Here is an 18547-nt window from a genome sequence, read left to right on the forward strand (position 1 = left end):
TCATCTCCTCTAAAATGAACTCGTATATTCAATGTCTGTTCCTTTTGATACGCCTCGTCTTAACAACGCCACTAAACACAATGTTGTTCCGAAGCCACCTATAAATAACGTAGTTTGAAGCCCAAATATAGAAATTAAAAATGCACTGGCAAAACTCCCCAATGCCCAAGCTCCCCAATTAAGCGTACGCTGTACAGCATTTACTCGGCCTAGCATATGATTTGGTGAAGCAAGTTGTCGTATAGTTGCAGCGTAAGGGCCAAATACACCTTCTCCCATACCATGTATGATACTTGCGGCTACTATACCGTAAACTGTTCCCATATATCCCATTATCGGTATAAAAGCCAAACCGGTAACTGATACAGTAGCGCTATAAATAAGCATTTTTGTATTATTGATTTGTTGACTTTTTTTCATGAGTATCGTATTACCTATTAAAAATCCCACCGCTGCTGAACCTACAACAAACCCTATTTCAATTTCAGATAGACCCATTACCTTATAAAGGAATATTACTAAAATGCTATTTAATATGTATTTAAAAAAACCGTAAACAGCACCACAAGTTACAATCGGCTCCAATACAGGGTGTTTTTTGAAATATATCAAACCTTCATATATGTTTTTGTATATGGATTTTATATTTACGTCTTTTAAAGAACCCTCTGTATGCGATTTAAACTTTGAAATGAATAATACAAACATAAAACAAACAAAATACGTTACTGCGTCAACAGTGAATGAGCCTGTTAATCCAACTAGAGTAATGACGATTCCAGCTAGCATAGGACCAATTACTATAGAAAGAGACTCCGAAAGTGCTAGTTGAGCATTTCCTTTTTTTAAGTTGTCTTTATCTGTTACTATTTCCGGTAAGAAAGAAGGAATGGCAATGTTGTAAAACGTGGTGAATATTCCATTTAAAAACATAATAAATACCAGTAAAGGGAACGTTATAATATTTGTTACAGTCAGTATGAATACGGATAAAAACAATACTCCTTGACATATACTACAAATTAGTAAGACATTTTTCCTATGAAAAATGTCTATTAAAGCACCGGCTACTAACCCGAAAATTAGGTATGGGAGAAATATAACCCCACGAAGCATAGCAGCATTTGCTTCACTGGTTTGTAACACCTCTAATGCAAAAAGTGGCAAAGCTACTATTGTAAACTGAGTACCTAATAAACTTATAGACTGTCCTAGCCAAAGCTTGTGAAAATTAAAATGTTTGCTATCTTTCATAATATCCTCCCATTAAATTCATATTTATAAATTATCAAGTTAACGATATAAGTAAGAGCAGGTAAACCTATCTTTCAACTAATATCTGTACCACATAAAAATTCGAAGCCTAATATAAAAGCGATTTTAGTTTCAAAATGAAGACTTGATATTTAAAACTCTCCTGGCTAATGAAAAGCTCATCTTCCGAAAAATAATTCCGCATTCGTTTATAAAACAATTGATATACGGATGGGATTTATTTGTAAGAATCTAGTTGTTAATTAGTTTATTTCGAATTCATTTTCCGATCGTATGGCACTTTGAATCACCTCCAGCATCAGTATAACCTTGAAGACACGCTGTTGTACGCATTTTGGAATGTAACAGCAAGATAACGAAGCTACGATGACGAACTGAATGGATTTAACCTTGTCATTGGAGGACATACATACATGACAATTGATTAAAATAGATCAAGCCCTATGAAATAAATTTTTAGATAAACCAAAATAACAAGCAAAAAGCCCCTTCAAATTTGAAGGGGCTTTTTAATATATAGAAATTAGCTTAAATTAAAGATAACATCTCTTAAAAGGGGGCATTTTTTTATTATTCATGTTTATTGAGGAGCCTTCGTTTGAAGCAACTTTAACCCCATACCAATAAAAATCAGTCCTGTTACTTTATTTAGAATCATTCCTACCTTTTGATTTCCTCTTAATTTTTTTGTGACATATGAAGAGAAATAAGCAACAAATAAACACCACAATAGTCCAGTTACTGTAAAAGTAATTCCTAAAATGATAAAAGGTATAGGACCTGCAGCCTTTGTATCTATAAACTGCGGAAGAAACGCAATAAAGAATAAAGAGACTTTTGGATTCGTAAGACTTGTTAAGAGTCCTTGTAAATATATCTTTCTAATGTTCAATTTATTGGATGGAGCTTGAAAAGCTACATTTGTCTTATCAAGTATCATTTTAATTCCTAAATATACAAGATAGATAACACCTATAACCTTAATGGTGTTAAATAACACAACGGATTTTGTAAGTATAATAGATAAACCAAAAGCAACCAATAACGTATGAACTAAAGAACCAGTAATAATACCAAAAACAGAATACACACCTGCTTTTCTACCTTGTGAAATACTTCTCCCCACAATATACATGGTGTCTGCACCAGGAATTAGATTTAATAAAATCCCTGTTAGTAAAAACACTTCGTAATTAATAATACCGTACATTCTAGCACCCCTATCTATTTTTTTGGTGCCCTTATTGATATTAAATGAAATAAAAGAAAAAGAAAAGTGTTTTCTATTTATTCAATAAAATTAGTGAATTCTTGATTTACAACCGATAAAACTGATGGAGTGTACCATTTATATTGCGGACCCAAAACTCACTATTGAATAAGTAAAACCCCAGAAATCCAAAGGTCTCTGGGGCTTCATTATATATTTAGCTCTTTTTGTTTTTTACTTTGTTTATGTTTATACAGCAATTTTCGACTTATGAGAGAAATCAGTAATAAGATCAGTATTAGTACGACAAGTTGCATAAATGATAAATCAAAATATTTAGCACCTGTAACTATTAAAAGTGTAGAAATCGTGCCTTTTACAATGAAAAAAATAATAATCCATAATCCGCCTTTTTTCCAGTTCATTTTATATTACCCTTTCCTACGTTTAAATTCTTGAAAGATTTAATGATAGTTCTTAAATGTGACAACTTAATAGAAATCTATTATATCAATATAAAAAATAGACTTTTTCACAAAAATCATATCCAATTACATACGACGATTCCATAATAAATGAAAATGATATTCAGTGTCAATTTTATTGATTATTTGAACACCTATTTTTTCATCTCAATCTCTTCCCACTTTGTTTCTTATAAGCAATGAACCCTTGTCTTTAAACAAAAACACCTCCATTGCATTTGCACACTTAGTATGCGAATGCAAGAGGTGTTTTTTCATGTACCATCAGGTAAGATTTCCTGCTTTGTTTATCAGTTTAAGTTTTTGATACGTAGCTATTTTCTAGTACACGATAACTGGATCATAAGTGTCCAAACTATCATACACAGTTTTTGCTACATCAGGAAGAAGGTTAACACATCCGCCTGATCCCCCTGTTAAATAAGCATTATTTGCCCAGTTTGTTCGCCAGCCTGCGTCATGGAATCCTTGACCGCTATTTGTGAATGGAACCCAGTAATCTACTTTAACTGCATAATCAGCTTTACCTACTGCGCTTCCTTTCAACGTGTATGGTGTTCGTTTATATAGGACGTACCACACACCTGGTGATGTATCTTCACTCGTGCTATGTTTACCAGTTACTACATTTGTTGTGACTGCTAATTTTCCATCTTTATAAATCCAAATTTGTTGCTCTGCAATTGAAACTTCCGCATACGTGTCTCCGATGCCATTATTCGATGTTGTTTTATAACCGATACCTTCCTTCTCCCAACCATTTCCGTGAATATTAGAAGCAGATAGCGATTTTTCACCCTTTTCAAAGGCTTGCCCAACTTGTTTTGTTTCTTTTTCAACATCTAGTGCCCAGCCGTAGCCTTGTCCTTTTACTGATATGACCGAACCGGAATGGGTTTTAAAGCTGAAATTTTTATTTAATGTTGATTTAGCATTATTAATTTCAGCAATCTTATTCTTAATATCGCTCGCATCGATTGTAACCTTCATATCCTTTGACATAGAGGCATTTTGAATTAAATCTTCCGCTTTTAAAGGATAAACTTCATTCTGCACTTTATATTCAACTGACTGTTGAAGAAGATTTTGTAGTGCTTTCTCCTCTTTTTTGATAATCGGATCGTCTTCTTTAATAGGCTGTATGTATGTAGACTTCAGATGAATTTCGCTTTTATATTTCTGTTTGTCGTAATCTTTCAGTAGACTAGTAACGTCATACTGTTTTCCTTCAACACTTTTCGAGATAACAATCTTTCCTTGTTCGAGCTTCGCCATAGCATCTTGAGGCGCTTTTAGTTTTTCATTCATAGAGATGAGTTTTTCTTCTACAAGTTTTTTCATCGTTTCACTACGATATTGATCCGCCTTTTCTGGTAGCAATGAATAATTTTTTTCCTTTGCGGAAGGGAAAAATGTCCACTGGCTTTTTAGTAGTTTCTTAACTTGTGGCAAATCTTTTTCCGTAAGTTCTGTTTTTGTCTCTTTTTCATCTAAAATTTGTTGTTGATCGACATAGACTTTGTTTGCTAGTCCAGATGTTTTTAATTTCTGTATTGCCTGATCAGCACTCAAACCACCGACTTTTGTGTCATTAATCGTAACATTCGAATTGAAGTGAGTTGCCTGATAATAACTTATTCCCCCAATGAGAAGTGCAATTATACCAATACCCACTGCGATAAGCTTCCAATTTGTAGAACGTTTTTTTGATCTTACCCGTTTTTTCTCAACTTCTTCAACTGATTCATTTACTGTATTGTTGTTCATCAATCTTTCCCCCGTATACATTAACGTCAATCGATTTTAAAGCAAAACCATTGACTAGTGTACCTCATTTTCCCTGAAATTTCATTATTTTTGGCCAAGTTTTATTGCATTTAAATGATTAAATTTAGATTTTTTAATAGAACAACACATTGAATAGTCCCTTACAAGCAGTAAATCATTACAATAAACACCAAAAGGTTAAGTACCATATACTTTTGCTAACTTCTCTCCCGTAACAATCCAAAACAAAGTAGCTGCGTTTTTCCCTTCTAATTGAGCATACCGATTATCCCCCGCCATTATCTCTACTTTATCCTTATTAGGACTAATCCAAATTTGATATGACACAGCTTTCACCTCAATTTTCGGATTTTTAAACTGAAAAATAAATCGATAATCAGCTGAACGAGACATTTCCACTTTTTTATTTTCAAAGTTAGTATCATTTAATATTTTCTTTACTTGCAACACCGGATTATTGTCTGTCACTATCTTAAAATCTTCATATTTATCATCACCAACATGTTTTTGCACTTCGATTCTTTGATCTTCATTTCCTAGTATATTTGAACAGCCGGTTACTATGAATATACATATAGCAACAAAAACTAAAACCAATTTTCTAACTCGCATATTAGTCCCCCTCTTTTAATAAAAGGTACCTTTTAATTTTACATATAAACATTAATAAGGAAGGAGTGCTATTCAATGCAAATGAATACATACACTTGGAAAAGTTATACGTTTCTCATTGTAAGTATATTCGTTACTATTAACCTCTTTCTCCCTATTTTAGAAAGAGTTGGAGCAGATTACGTAGTTCCTTTCGCATATTTCATAGTAACTTTTGCTGTTATAGCAATTATATTAGCGGTTATCGGTTTGTGTTTTACTCTATTTAACACAGCAATTATTTTATTTTTCCTTTGGTTCGGTTATCATTTCACGTAAAATATAAATATAATCCGTAACCTAAAAGAAGTATTAGTATTATAGAAATGCTGAGTATCGTGTATATGAACCATCTTAATGTTGTACTCATATAATCACCCCTCTCACGTTTCGATAATTCCATTATATAACAAATAATTCATTGAAAGTTTAGAACGTGCTTTAAAATAAATTAGGCGAAATAAGGGACGCCATTTGACTCCCCTTACTTCGCCTTTAAAGAACAATGAGTGAATCGCTTACTCAAGTAGCTTATTAAGTAATCTTTCACTATTTTTACACAATGGTAATTATAGTGTTTTTTGACATTTGATCAGTATAAATTTAAATGGAGGTTTACTTGCCATATTTTTATGTGGCTCCACAATTTCCTTAGTTTCCATCAGTCCATATTTTCCAAAGTCTTGTTGTACCGAGTCAACATCATAAAAATACATTTTTACCCCTTCCATTATCTCGAAGTAGTCTTTACCCAGTTGTTTCCCCTTCCCAAACATTGGGGCATCTTTAGAAATAGTAGTAAAAATCATATATCCGTTTGGTTTTAACTGACTATAACAATCTTTAATAAACTTCTCTCTCTCATCCTTATTCAATAAATGAATAAGGGCATAACAAAATATACCATCATACAGTTTGTTATCAAAAGGCATATCAGTTACTGAGCCATGGAAGAAATCGGCATTAAACTCATTTTGTTTTGCCAATTCAATCGCCGTTTTTGAAATTTCAATACCTGTTACATGTATTCCGTTATCAATAAAAACCTTTGCATTTCTACCGTACCCAATACCAGGAATCAATATATCCTTCACTTTCTTTTCAAGGAAAAAGTCCTTCGCTAAGATTGCGGAGTCTGAAGCTTCAAATCCCCACATCATTTGATTTTCTATAAAACTCGCTTCCCAAAATTCTGTCATACATCAATCTCCTATATATATATCGTTGTTTACCATTGCATGTTGAAAAATCATCGCGTATTCACGAAATTGTATCAAATTTCAACGTGAATTCAAAACAAAAAGCATTGGATATCCAATGCTTTTTCACACTTACGCAAACAGAGACGTATTCGCATATAAAGCTGGTGAGCCACCTGAATGTACGAATAAAATGTTGTCCTCTTTATTAAATTTACCTTTTCTAATTAAATCGATTAGTCCCGCTACTGCTTTACCTGTATAAACTGGGTCAAGTAAAATACCTTCAGTTTTCGCAAGTAACTGTACTGCTTCAACCATTTCTGATGTTGGTAAAGCGTAACCTGCTCCTACATATTCATCAAAGCATGTAACTGCTTCGCGTGAAATAGAGTTTGGAATACCTACGTGAGCTGAAGTTTCATCTACAAGTTTTGCTACTTTCTCTTCTTGCTCCGCTTTTCCTCTACTTACATTTATTCCGATTACAGGAATTTTGCTTTGCGTTCCGGAAAAACCAGTAATTAGACCAGCATGCATACCAGCGCTACCACTTACACAAACAACTGAACTGAAATCAATTCCTTGCTCAAATGATTGAGCCATAATTTCTTGCGCACAAGCAATATACCCCATTGCACCAGTAGGGTTCGATCCACCAACTGGTATTACATATGGTGTATTTCCTTTTTCACTTACTTCTTTCGCTACTTTATGCATTTCTTCCATAAGGTCTGTTCCGTTTGGCACAACAATTACGTTTTCAGCACCTAATAAATGATATAAGAAATAGTTTCCGTTAAAGTCTGGCTTTTCTTCTGGCTCAAGCCCTTCTTCTAACACAAGAATACATTTCATTTTTTCTTTTACCGCAGCTGCAAGTGTTAGACGGCAATGGTTTGACTGAATACCACCAGCTGTAATTAACGTATCTGCACCTTTCGCCTGTGCATCCGCAACTAAAAACTCTAACTTTCTCGTCTTATTACCACCAGCTGTTAAACCAAGTAAATCATCTCGTTTAAAATAAATAGTTGGGCCACCAAGTGCTTCAGAAAAATTGTTTAACTTTTCAATTGGTGTATATGATTCTGTATATTTTTTTCTAGGGAATTTAGCTAAATTCATTGTAACGCTCCTTTTGTACTTCTTTCACAATATATGTAACGATACTATTATTACATGTAAAAATGATGAAGTCACCTTTCTGGATTAAAAATGTATTGAATTTCAATTTCAGTACGGTACATGAAATTTATATCGACTTTCTGACAAAAAAGGCCTACTCATTAAAAAGTAGGCTCTCTTCCAATTACTTATTTACCGAAAAACGAAGCAGCTGCGTTAATCCCGGCTGTAAATTCATTTCTCCTTTATGACGGACGTAAACGATTTTGTCGCCATCAAATTTTGGCGGTTTTCCTGGATTATACGTATTCCACTCGTTCGTTCCTTCTACAGAATACTCCATATATTCTGTTGCACCAACGATTACATTATTTCTATCATCAGCCGTCACATCTGGTGCCATTTGTGCGATTTTTGCATCACTAATTGATAATTTCTTTATATCCTTATCACGTTTATAATCGTAAGCCGTTACGACTACATCGTTACCATATGCTTTTATTTGTAATCCTTGTTTGAAAGAATATCCATCCGGCGCAGTCTTCTCTCCGCCATTTGGTCCAGCCGACATCCAGCCCGTTTCAATTCCGCCAGTATTTACGACTGTAAATCCTTTTTCATCTCCACCTGCAATTTTCTTTTTACCAGCCCAGTCCGGTAAGTTTAAATCCCAATGCGTATGACTCGTAAAGAAAACGACCTGCGGATAGTCTTTTAATATATCGTACAATTTATCAACGTTTAAATAATCTTGTAAATATGGTGATTGTCTTGATCCAGACACAGTATCAGGTAAAACGTGATGAGAGAAAATGAAAATTGGCTTATTTTTATCTTTTTGACTGTACTCTTCTAAATTTTGCTTTAACCAACCTAATTGTTCATCACTCATATATACTTCGTCCCACATTTTTGAATCGTGATATTTCATATATTTTTCTGTTCCTAAAAATAGAAGCGGATAACCGTCTAATTCTTTTTTATGATATACCTTTTCTTGCCCACTAAATTTCAGATAGCGGTTAAATAGCGTTTCCTCAGTTACACCATTTGGCCATGTATTTTGAGAGAGTTTCCCATCAGCCGTCCATTTACCTGCATAAAACTCATGATTCCCAACTGTTGACCATACATTTTCCGGGAGCTTATTTTTGTTTAACACACGCTTTACATCATCATATTGTGACTGCTGTCCAGTTGACGTTATATCCCCATTCATAATAAGCGCTCTAGAAAGTGGCGTCACTTTGATCATATCTTTTAACACATGATCAAAATCCCCTAAATCTCCTTGAATGTCGCTAATAACATTAAAAGTTGTAGCTGACTTTCGAACTTGCTCTTTTACTTCTGCATGTGCTGAAAATGTCGCTAATAACGCCGCCATAACAGCTAACAAAGCAACTGCCTTTTTCATACAATTTCTCCCCCTAATAATAGAATGTATAAACTGACATGTTCTGCATTCTCTTAGTTGCTTGTCCAATTCATATTATAAAGAGGGATTGTAAAGATTGATGGCGTAAAAATTTAAGTGTTTTTTAAGAGATTTTGTCTTTTTTACACTACCCATTTAACAATTGGCACCAATTGTTCTATTTACCTATTAATATTAAATGAGTGTAAAATCACACGATAACTCGCTTAGTTTGATACGTTGTGTTTTAATCTATTTTACATAATCTCAATAAAACACTTTACCTTTTTAAATGTTCTTCATTTAATTCGAATAACTCCGGTAAAATAAAACGGCCATCTTTTCTGTATATTTTCACAAAAAGAATACCGTTTTTTCCGTTTTATAGATACAATCTCATTTATTTCTCTTGGTGTTCCGCATTCCATTCACTTAAATAGGATGCATATTCTAATTCATCTGGATTATCATGTAACATAGAAATAAACTCTAATTTATTTCCATCAAAATCCAAAAAGTATACACTTGCAGCTGGCATCCATCTTTGGACAATTGGCTCTTGATTTCCTTTTCCTTGGCTTCCTACCACTTCTATTCCACGATTCTCTAACCACGATCTAGAAGCCTTTAGAAATTCTAAATCTACACCAAAAGCAAAGTGTTTCATCTCAAAATCTTCAATATTATGTACTTCCCATAGTCCAAGCATTTGCTTTTTACTTTCTCCTACCCAAAAGAAAGCCACTTTTCTTTTGGATAGCTTTCTTGCTAATGCTAACCCTAACTTATTTTGATAGAAATCTATCGCCTTTTCTAAATCTCTTACATGTAAATGAGTTTCATATATGTTCTGTATCATTCTACTTGCTCCCTTCTTTATTGGTAACAACGGGCTTAGTAGTTCCTGTAATTCTAAATCCGAAGTATGTATCTCTATATCCAATATACCTATTTACTATTCTATCGAAATTGAAATATGATATATCCAACTGTGGTAGTAAATTCAAATGAAATTTCTACTACTTTTGTAGGAGAAATCTCCATTAAAAAAAGACACAGAGATTTCTCCCCATGCCTACTAATCCTCTACTTCTTCACCGCATGTACAAAATACACTGTTTCAAAGGCTTCTAAATAAGTGCTAGTTCTATTCACATTATATGGGGGGATTGTAAAGATTGATGTAGTAAAAAATTAAGTGTTTTTCAAGAGATTTTGTCTTTTTTCACTCAACAATTACCGAGCCACGCCAATCTAGCTATTTATTCATTTACATTAAATAAATGTAACTTTATACAATGAATTTTTTTGTTTGTTATGGTGGGTTTTAATCTCCTTTACACAATTTCAATAAAGCACTTTACCTTTTCAAATTTTCTTCATTTAATCCGAACAGCTCTGACAAAATAAAACGTCCATCTTTTCTTATCAGTACGTCATCAAACCAAATTTCACCACCGCCATACTCTGGCCTTTGAATGTTTACTAAATCCCAATGTATTGCTGATTTATTCCCATTGTCTGCACCTTGTAACGAATCTCCAATTGCTACATGATAACTACCATTTATTTTTTCATCGAATAACGTATTATTCATAGGGTGTAATATGTAAGGATTAAAAGCTAGTGCAAATTCTCCAATATATCGTGCTCCTTCATCCGTATCAAGAATTTGATTCATTCGCTCTGTATCATTTGCATATGCCTCTATTATTTTTCCATGCTTAATATGTAACTTTATATTTTGAAACGCATAACCTTGTTGAACTGATACTGTATTAAATGTTACTACGCCATTTACTGAATTTTTAATAGGTGCTGTATATATTTCGCCATCAGGGATATTATCCGTACCATCTCCCTTTAATACACCGATTCCTTCAATTGAAAAGTTCAAATCCGTACCATTCCCAATAATCCTCACTTGCTTTGTCTTTTCCATTAATTTTTTTAACGGATTCATTGATTTCGACATTTTATGGTAATCTAACGTACAAACATCATAATAAAACTTTTCATAAGCCTCGGTGCTCATATTCGCTTCTTGCGCAGAGGCTGCATTTGGAATTCGAGTTGTCACCCATCTCGTTTTATACACTGCTTCACTATGAGCTTTTCCAAATACCTTTTGATACAATTTCATTTTTTCTGCTGGTACATCCGCTAATTCGTATGCATTTCTAGGACTACGGAGATTAATATATACTTGCATCTTACTTAAGCGATAACACTCCCAATCCGCAAACAACTTAAATTGTTCTTCAGATCCAGACAAAATCAATTGCCTCGTAACAGAAACGTCACGCATTGATACATGTGCATATCCCCCTGCTTTTTCCACAGCCTTAATAATTTCACGAACTACCATAGGATCTATTTCAGTAACACTTTGAATTAATACTTGATCACCAGGTTGTACTTTAGTAGAATGGTTGACTAGCACGTTTGCTAATTTAGATAATCCCCGTTTCATTACGCTCCTCACCCTTCCATTTCCGTTTCAAAAACTTAATAAAAAAAGAGAAATACTTTCTTCAAGCATTTCTCTTTTTTATCCGAACGATAGATATAAAATAAATTATTAGAAATATAATATATAAATTCCATAACGTAGGTATTGCAGCTATACTAAGGTACAGCGTCCCAGGTAATAACCAAGCTCCAAAAAGAATCATCAAAATAGGTTTTCTAACAAGTACTGCAATTACTGCTAAAAAAGAAGGAAGCAACAAAATGAAAAATACAGTGATATATACTTTCTTATCAAGCATTTGATTGCTGTAAGGATTGAAATAAAGGAAAACGATCGAAAGGATAAAAATGCTTATAGCCGCTAAAACTCCTATAAAAACATATACTTTATTTTCCATAATCCATCTCCCTTCCAATCGCAACATACTCAATATGTTCCAGCACTATATAAACATTGCTCCCCTTTTAGTTCGCTTTAAAATTGTAAATCGGCTTAATAATATGTTTAATGTCGATTGTGTCCTTTGTATTCTCAACAATCTCATCCATTGGCTTATATACCATCGGGGCTTCATCTAACGTCCTTTCTGCAACAGATGTAGTCCAAACCGCTGTCATTGTGTTTTGAAAATCCTCTAAGTTAAGTACTTCTTTCGCCTTCTTACGGCTCATAATACGTCCTGCGCCATGCGGTCCAGAAAAGTTCCAATCTGGATTTCCTTTACCAAATGCAATGATTGAACCGTCTCTCATATTGATTGGAATGATTACTCGTTCATTTTTCTGAGCTGAAATAGCACCTTTTCTTAGAATCATATTTTCCAAATCGATGTAGTTATGAATTGTAGTGAATTGATCTGTTACTTTCCAATCCATTCTAGTGACGATTTCATCCATCATTGCTTTACGATTTAACTCCGCATATTTTTGAGCAATTTTCATATCATTCATGTAATCTTTAAATCCTTGACCTTCTAAATAAGCTAACTCTTTACGAATCGCCGGCTTCTTAATTCCTCGTATAGCTTCATGTATTTCTTGTTGTCTACCTTCTCTTGTAAGACGCTCAATGATTTCTTCTTTAATAGATTTAACATTAATAAGTTGCTCGTAAGCAAGGTTTTGATAATACTCTGCTACCTGTTTGCCTAAATTACGAGAACCACTATGAATGACAATATATACATTCCCTTTGTTATCCTCATTCAATTCGACAAAATGATTTCCTCCCCCAAGTGTACCTATACTCTTTTGAGCACGTTGCAATGTAAAAGGGGCTCTTACACTATCAAAATCAATCATTTTTGAAAATCGATGTTCCTTATCTCGAATACGAAAACCACTTGGGACAAATTTACGAATTGTTTCGTCTAAATGATCGAAGTTGATTTCTTCTTTTTTCTTATCGATCATAACAACTTCCATGCCACAACCAATATCTACCCCGACTAAATTAGGAACGATTTTATCTTGAATCGTCATTGTTGTCCCAATCGTACAGCCTGCCCCTGCATGAGTATCTGGCATAATACGAATCTTGCTATCCTTTACAAACTCTTGATTACAAAGATCAATAATTTGACCTGCTGCAGTTTCTTCAACATTCGTAGTAAATACTTTCGCTTCATTGTATTTCCCTTGTAATTTCAACATCTTCTATTTCCCCTTTCCTTTAGATTCTACAAAACATCGATTAGTATATATTATATATTCAGATATTATATAATATATAGCAATATATTTATAATTATATTTTCCATCACTACATTTAATTTCCTTGTTTTTCCTAAAAAAAGAGACACAGAGATTTCTCCCCATGCCTACTTATAGCTTTAAAAGTTAACTACTGAATATTTTTATTGCGCTCTAATTGGTTTTGAATTCCTGACCTATCAATTTGAATCCAATACTCTGCAATTTTCCCATCTTCTACTCTATACACCGCACTTGCCATTTGAATTATCGGAAGTCCTGTAGGTTGATATCCATCAATTTCTCCTACATGCATACCTACTTGTTTCCAACGTACATATACTTTACTTCCTTGTACTAAAAATTCTTGAATTTCTAAAGAAAAATTACCGTATACTTCAATCATCTCTCTTACATGTTCAGCATAATCTTCAGGTGTTCTACAAACTGTTTGTTCTTCTTCAGATACAATTTGATGTGCCAATACTTTTTCTGCCATTAATTGATTTGAATAGTCAGGATTATTCCCTGAACGTACTTCATCAAAAAATTTTCTAACAATTTGTTCTGGCTTCATTTTAACCCCTCCTTATTAAGAAATCCAATACTAATCATATCATAGTTTATTTTAATCTAACTATTAAAGTAAACTGATTCGTGTATACAATAAAAAGACAAAGTCTCTTCTTTCTTAAGATATCCCAATTGTTTCCCCTGAAAATTCACAATACTAATTATCTACTTCTTCACCGCATGAATATACTGCACCGTCTCAAAAGCTTCTAAATAATCGCTTCGTCCTTCAAAATATAATTTATTTATGTCTTCTGGCGATAAATGCTCATAAATGAGTAAGTCCGCCTTTTCTAACAGTGCTTCCATCTCGGCATAAGAATAACATGATTTCATCGGTTCTCCCCCTACTGCAGCCATTTTCACCATGTTTTCAACTCGATTGGATAATCCTTTTTCCATAAATAAGTTTTCATCCGGATAATCGAAAACGATAGAGCTCCCCTCTGGAACCATCTCGAATAAACATTCTATTAAACTAGAAAGCTCTTCTTTTGTTAAATAGTACGTAACACCTAAAAGGCTAAAGAAAGTCTTTTTATTTTCAAATCCTTCATTACGTAACTGTTCATAGGAAAAACCTTTCGTGAAATCCATGGAAACAAAATGAAGATTATTTGGAACTTCAAGTTTTGCTTCTTTTATTCTCTCCTTCTTAAAACCTTGTGTAGTAGGATGATCCACTTCAAATATTTCTATTTTATTTTCTAATTCTTTGTGTCTAAAACTGAACGTGTCTAAGCCAGCACCGAGTATGACGTATTGTTTTGCTCCCAATGTAATTTCATGGAGTAATACTCTTTCACAATATGCCGCACGTGCTAAAGGTGTTGGTGATAATTGAACTTGTGTAATCCATTTTAATATTTCCTTCGAATCATCTTGAAACTTCTCTGCAATATCTTTATTGAAAAAATGTATCCCTTGAACCATATTCATTTCAATATTGTTACGTTCTTTTTGTGAAATTAAATCTTTAGCTACATAATCATCAAAGATTTTAGGACTATCAAATTCACTATGATACGCCCTTCCGAAAGCTGATACTAACGACGTTACACTTGCTTCACCTTTTTTCACGCACATACACTCTCCTTCATTTTCACAACAAAAATAGGGTCCCCCTGGCCAGGAGAACCCTATTATACACGTTATTTTTATATTGGTAAATTATAGCATAAATAAGTTTTTTTGTCAAGTTTTCAGCTCTCCTTAACACTTCGAAAAATTGTATGTTTTCAAGAGGAAAATTGAAATTACATACATAATATTCCTATTTTAATGAGCAGGTCCTTTTGAAAAAAAGAAAAACACTCTGAGGTGTCTTTCTTATACTTCATTTTTCACCAATATAAATATTAAAAATTCTAAATTATTCGCCCATCCTTTTTTTAGCAGTATTAGTATCTTGAGATACTGCTATGTGCTTGGTAGCTATAGCTAAACCTGTTTTTGGCATATTAACATAGATTGCTTCAGAAGCACCTTTTTCTATTTGATAGGTTTCATGAAATACACCGACACTCCCATTATCTTTAATCTTATTGTTGTATGATTTCCAAGCATGTGAATGTTTTTTTCCGTGAGCGTAGTTTACTAACTCATCGAATCCTTTCCAGTATTGAATTAAGATTACTTTTCTCCAACTAAATAAAACTTCTGTATGTAAGAAACCCCATTGTGGGTTTTGATACAATTCTTTAATCATAGGTCCCATAGCGTTAAAAACTGGTATCCACTTCCAAAATTTTAATAGGTTATTAATACGCATACCAATAATAAAAACAACAAATTCTTTATCCTTGCTATTGGCTATATGCCTGCCGTTAAAAATTTTAGCTCCCACTTTAATCCCCCTTTTTTACTGAACATAAATAATGTGCAGCTCCCAAATAAACCATAACATTTTCCCATGAATTTTCCAATTACTTTAACATAGATTATGAAAGGCTGTACTTAACAATAAAAGGTATACGTTTCCCACCTTTTTTTATTATTAACAGCTATTATTAATATTTACTCTAAATCTCCTTTTCACCAGGAACATTCCCATACTTCAGGGATTTTTTAAAGCTTCAAGTAATTATTCCTTATGCTTCACCTCAAGAGAAATAAACGAAATTAAATTCCCTTCCATATACATATTTCAATAATAATAGTATTGCTTGCCTCTTTCTAAACAGAATATTTTTAGTTCATTTGAGTTAGGACAACATCACATCACAATCCTTCATTTTCACAACAAAAATAGGGTCCCCTTGGCTAGGAGAACCTTATTTCACACTTTTTTAATATTGGTAAATTACATAATAAATAAGTTTATTTGTAAAATTTTCGGCCCACTACCACTCCGACACTTTGCATATTCTCTGGCAGGAAAATTGTCGATTCACACCGAACATTCCTGATTATAACAATACTTATGGAGGCCAATATGAAAAGATTAGTCATCATCACAGTAGGAAAAACACACAGCGGGAAAACTACATTTGCAAAAGCATTAGAAAAAGAGCTATCCCACTCTTTCGTTATGGATCAAGATAACCAAGCCGAATTTATTAGCACGCATTATGAAAAATTACAGCCGACTAAGGGCCCTAATACATTTAAGCATGGTCTTTCAAAATTCATCGTTGATTATGCAAAAGAATATACAAATTTACACCTTATCATTTGTAATTCCAATCGCAGTAAAAACGGAAGATTATATTTACTAAACGAATTATTTCCACAAAACGAATATGTACGTATATTAGTACATTTTGACATCCCAGATGATGTACTTTATGAAAGAGTGGCTCGAAGCACGCGAATTACAAATATTTTTAGAGGTAACTATTCCAGTTTCAAAGAAGTTCTCAATCGCCAACAGGCTGAATCCCTTCATGAAGATGTAGTAGATCCTGTAGAAAACGAGGCTGATTATTTGTTTGTTATTCGCAATAATAAAGATGTAAACTCTACTATCGAAGAAATTGTTCATCTTGCTGAAGATTTATCCCCTATCCCAAAATAAGAGACTATAAGAATTACATAATCACAGATTATTATGCAAATACTTCCTCTAAGCGCCGAACATGGTATATAATGATATAATAATCTGCTTTTATATGCTCAATTTTACACAATAGAGTTTATTCATAGGAAAGAGGTACAAAAATATGAAAACAAAACAAACAATCGCTGCGTCTACACTAGCTTTAGCAATGATTGCGGGATCTACCCCTACTCATGCAGAAGTAAATGATGCTACTCCCCAGCAAAGTACTGGAGATCGATTAGCTGAAATTAAGCAACATAAACAAGAGTTAGATGCGAAATTGCAGCAACACAAAGAAAATGTGGATCAAACATTAAATGAACTTAACCAAGTTAAGGAAAATGTTGATACAAAGGTTAATGAACTACATCAACGTAAACAAGTTGCAGATGAAAAAATCGGCGAGATTAAGCAACATAAACAAGAGTTAGATGCAAAACTTCAGCAAGATAAACAGATTGCTGAGGATAAAATTGCTGAAATTAAAGAGCATAAAAAACAAGTAGATGACAAAGTCGCTGAAATTAAAGAGCATAAGCAAAATATCGATGAAAAGGTTAATGAACTTAAAGATCATAAACAAACTGTAGATGAAAAAGTGAATGAAATTAAGCAACATAAAGAGAACATCGATCAGAAGGTTAATGAACTTAAGGAAGTTAAAAAACAAGTAGATGAAAAATTGGCTGAGTTAAAGAAAGCGAAACAAACTGCTGAGGATAAACTTGCTGAAATTAAAGAAAACAAGCCGAATGCAGGTAACACGTTAGAAGAACTTAAGAAAATCAAACAAAATTTAGATAGTCTTTCAGCTAACTTAGAACTTGCTAAACAAGATGTGAAAAACAAACTAGCTGAGTTACAAGAGGCTAGACAAGACTTAATAAATAAAATAAATGAAATTAAACAAGCAAAACAAACTGTTTCAGACGATTTAACACAGAAAAAACAAGACTTAGATATTAAAATAAACGACTTTAAACATACTGAGAAGAAAATTGACGACAAATTAGCTGAGTTACATACAACGAAGCAAAATGTAGATAACAAAATTAATGAAGTATCACAACCTAAACAAACGACAGCGGATAACACCAATACTACTGTTCCAGCGAAAAATAATGCTAGAGAGCTCCCTAACGCTGGTAGTGAGCAATCAAGTAACGTGCCACTCGGGATGTTATCTGTCTTAGGCGGCGTTCTATTACTTACGCGTAATAAAATTAAAAAGTATTTATAAAACAGTTATAATTTATATTATATAATCTACTGTCTCTTCTTTAAGAACCTTTGCATCGGCTTCTTAAAGAAGAGGCCAAATATAGGTGAGTTTACGTACTAGCTATTCCTCTAAATTTAGATTCTCCTCTATCCACATATCATTTTTTGTAAAGGCAAACCTTTCACTTTTTCAATATGATAATTCCACTAAAAACATATATATCAATTATTTTATCAAATGCCAAACTTATATTAGTTCATTATGCTTTAACAAAACTGAAAAACTTTCACTCGTACTGTAATTCACCTAAGTCATACTGATAGGAAAATGTACAATTCTTTAACAAAGTTAACTCTCAATTCATACACTACTAATAGAACTTGTGTAGCAATAAA

Annotated in this window: 18 protein-coding genes; 3 read left to right on the forward strand and 15 right to left on the reverse strand. The window is 33.3% G+C overall.

The window, feature by feature from the left end; translation table 11 throughout:
* Window positions 1-9: 9 nt before the first annotated feature.
* From LUS72_RS15615 to LUS72_RS15635, 5 genes are all read right to left on the reverse strand, one after another.
* The gene (locus tag LUS72_RS15615; protein ID WP_097830287.1) at window positions 10-1254 is read right to left on the reverse strand and encodes an MFS transporter; all 1245 of its coding nucleotides are present in this window, start codon (window positions 1252-1254) and stop codon (window positions 10-12) included.
* 601 nt (window positions 1255-1855) lie between these two features.
* Window positions 1856-2485: a LysE family translocator gene (locus LUS72_RS15620; protein ID WP_097830288.1), complete on the reverse strand. Its 630-nt coding sequence runs from the start codon at window positions 2483-2485 to the stop codon at window positions 1856-1858.
* A 209-nt stretch (window positions 2486-2694) separates the two neighbouring features.
* On the reverse strand, window positions 2695-2910 hold the full coding sequence (locus LUS72_RS15625; RefSeq protein WP_097830289.1) for a hypothetical protein: 216 nt from the start codon (window positions 2908-2910) through the stop codon (window positions 2695-2697).
* Between the two features lie 381 nt (window positions 2911-3291).
* Window positions 3292-4737: a L,D-transpeptidase family protein gene (locus LUS72_RS15630; RefSeq protein WP_097830290.1), complete on the reverse strand. Its 1446-nt coding sequence runs from the start codon at window positions 4735-4737 to the stop codon at window positions 3292-3294.
* A gap of 198 nt (window positions 4738-4935) precedes the next feature.
* Window positions 4936-5370, reverse strand: coding sequence for a YhfM domain-containing protein (locus LUS72_RS15635; RefSeq protein WP_097830291.1), 435 nt, complete (start codon window positions 5368-5370; stop codon window positions 4936-4938).
* Between the two features lie 75 nt (window positions 5371-5445).
* Between LUS72_RS15635 and LUS72_RS15640 the strand changes: the two genes are divergently transcribed.
* The gene (locus LUS72_RS15640; RefSeq protein ID WP_097830292.1) at window positions 5446-5688 is read left to right on the forward strand and encodes a hypothetical protein; all 243 of its coding nucleotides are present in this window, start codon (window positions 5446-5448) and stop codon (window positions 5686-5688) included.
* A 290-nt stretch (window positions 5689-5978) separates the two neighbouring features.
* Here the strand turns inward: LUS72_RS15640 and LUS72_RS15645 are convergent, their stop codons facing one another.
* From LUS72_RS15645 to LUS72_RS15690, 10 genes are all read right to left on the reverse strand, one after another.
* Window positions 5979-6608, reverse strand: coding sequence for a class I SAM-dependent methyltransferase (locus tag LUS72_RS15645; RefSeq protein WP_097830293.1), 630 nt, complete (start codon window positions 6606-6608; stop codon window positions 5979-5981).
* 132 nt (window positions 6609-6740) lie between these two features.
* On the reverse strand, window positions 6741-7736 hold the full coding sequence (locus LUS72_RS15650) for a D-cysteate sulfo-lyase (protein WP_097830294.1): 996 nt from the start codon (window positions 7734-7736) through the stop codon (window positions 6741-6743).
* A gap of 184 nt (window positions 7737-7920) precedes the next feature.
* Window positions 7921-9153, reverse strand: coding sequence for a DUF4073 domain-containing protein (locus LUS72_RS15655; RefSeq protein ID WP_097830295.1), 1233 nt, complete (start codon window positions 9151-9153; stop codon window positions 7921-7923).
* Window positions 9154-9553: 400 nt separating this feature from the next.
* On the reverse strand, window positions 9554-10012 hold the full coding sequence (locus LUS72_RS15660) for a VOC family protein (RefSeq protein ID WP_097830296.1): 459 nt from the start codon (window positions 10010-10012) through the stop codon (window positions 9554-9556).
* Between the two features lie 501 nt (window positions 10013-10513).
* Window positions 10514-11626: an aminopeptidase gene (locus LUS72_RS15665; protein WP_097830297.1), complete on the reverse strand. Its 1113-nt coding sequence runs from the start codon at window positions 11624-11626 to the stop codon at window positions 10514-10516.
* A 61-nt stretch (window positions 11627-11687) separates the two neighbouring features.
* Window positions 11688-12023 (reverse strand): hypothetical protein, encoded by a 336-nt coding sequence (locus tag LUS72_RS15670; protein WP_097830298.1) that lies wholly within the window; start codon window positions 12021-12023, stop codon window positions 11688-11690.
* 67 nt (window positions 12024-12090) lie between these two features.
* Entirely contained in the window at window positions 12091-13278 is a 1188-nt protein-coding gene (locus LUS72_RS15675; protein WP_264447090.1) for an RtcB family protein, read from the reverse strand.
* Between the two features lie 190 nt (window positions 13279-13468).
* Window positions 13469-13894 (reverse strand): ester cyclase, encoded by a 426-nt coding sequence (locus LUS72_RS15680; protein ID WP_097830300.1) that lies wholly within the window; start codon window positions 13892-13894, stop codon window positions 13469-13471.
* 161 nt (window positions 13895-14055) lie between these two features.
* On the reverse strand, window positions 14056-14976 hold the full coding sequence (locus LUS72_RS15685; protein ID WP_097830301.1) for a class I SAM-dependent methyltransferase: 921 nt from the start codon (window positions 14974-14976) through the stop codon (window positions 14056-14058).
* A gap of 286 nt (window positions 14977-15262) precedes the next feature.
* A complete protein-coding gene (locus LUS72_RS15690) occupies window positions 15263-15736 on the reverse strand; it encodes a DUF4188 domain-containing protein (RefSeq protein ID WP_097830302.1) in 474 nt (157 codons plus the stop codon).
* Between the two features lie 588 nt (window positions 15737-16324).
* Here LUS72_RS15690 and LUS72_RS15695 point away from each other — a divergent pair.
* Together LUS72_RS15695 and LUS72_RS15700 are read left to right on the forward strand one after the other, a co-directional pair.
* Window positions 16325-16906: an AAA family ATPase gene (locus LUS72_RS15695; protein ID WP_097830303.1), complete on the forward strand. Its 582-nt coding sequence runs from the start codon at window positions 16325-16327 to the stop codon at window positions 16904-16906.
* 145 nt (window positions 16907-17051) lie between these two features.
* Window positions 17052-18170, forward strand: coding sequence for an LPXTG cell wall anchor domain-containing protein (locus LUS72_RS15700; RefSeq protein ID WP_097830304.1), 1119 nt, complete (start codon window positions 17052-17054; stop codon window positions 18168-18170).
* Window positions 18171-18547: the final 377 nt, after the last annotated feature.

The sequence above is a fragment of the Bacillus cereus genome (genome assembly GCF_025917685.1).
In the GTDB taxonomy this organism is placed as follows: Bacteria; Bacillota; Bacilli; order Bacillales; family Bacillaceae_G; genus Bacillus_A; species Bacillus_A cereus_AT.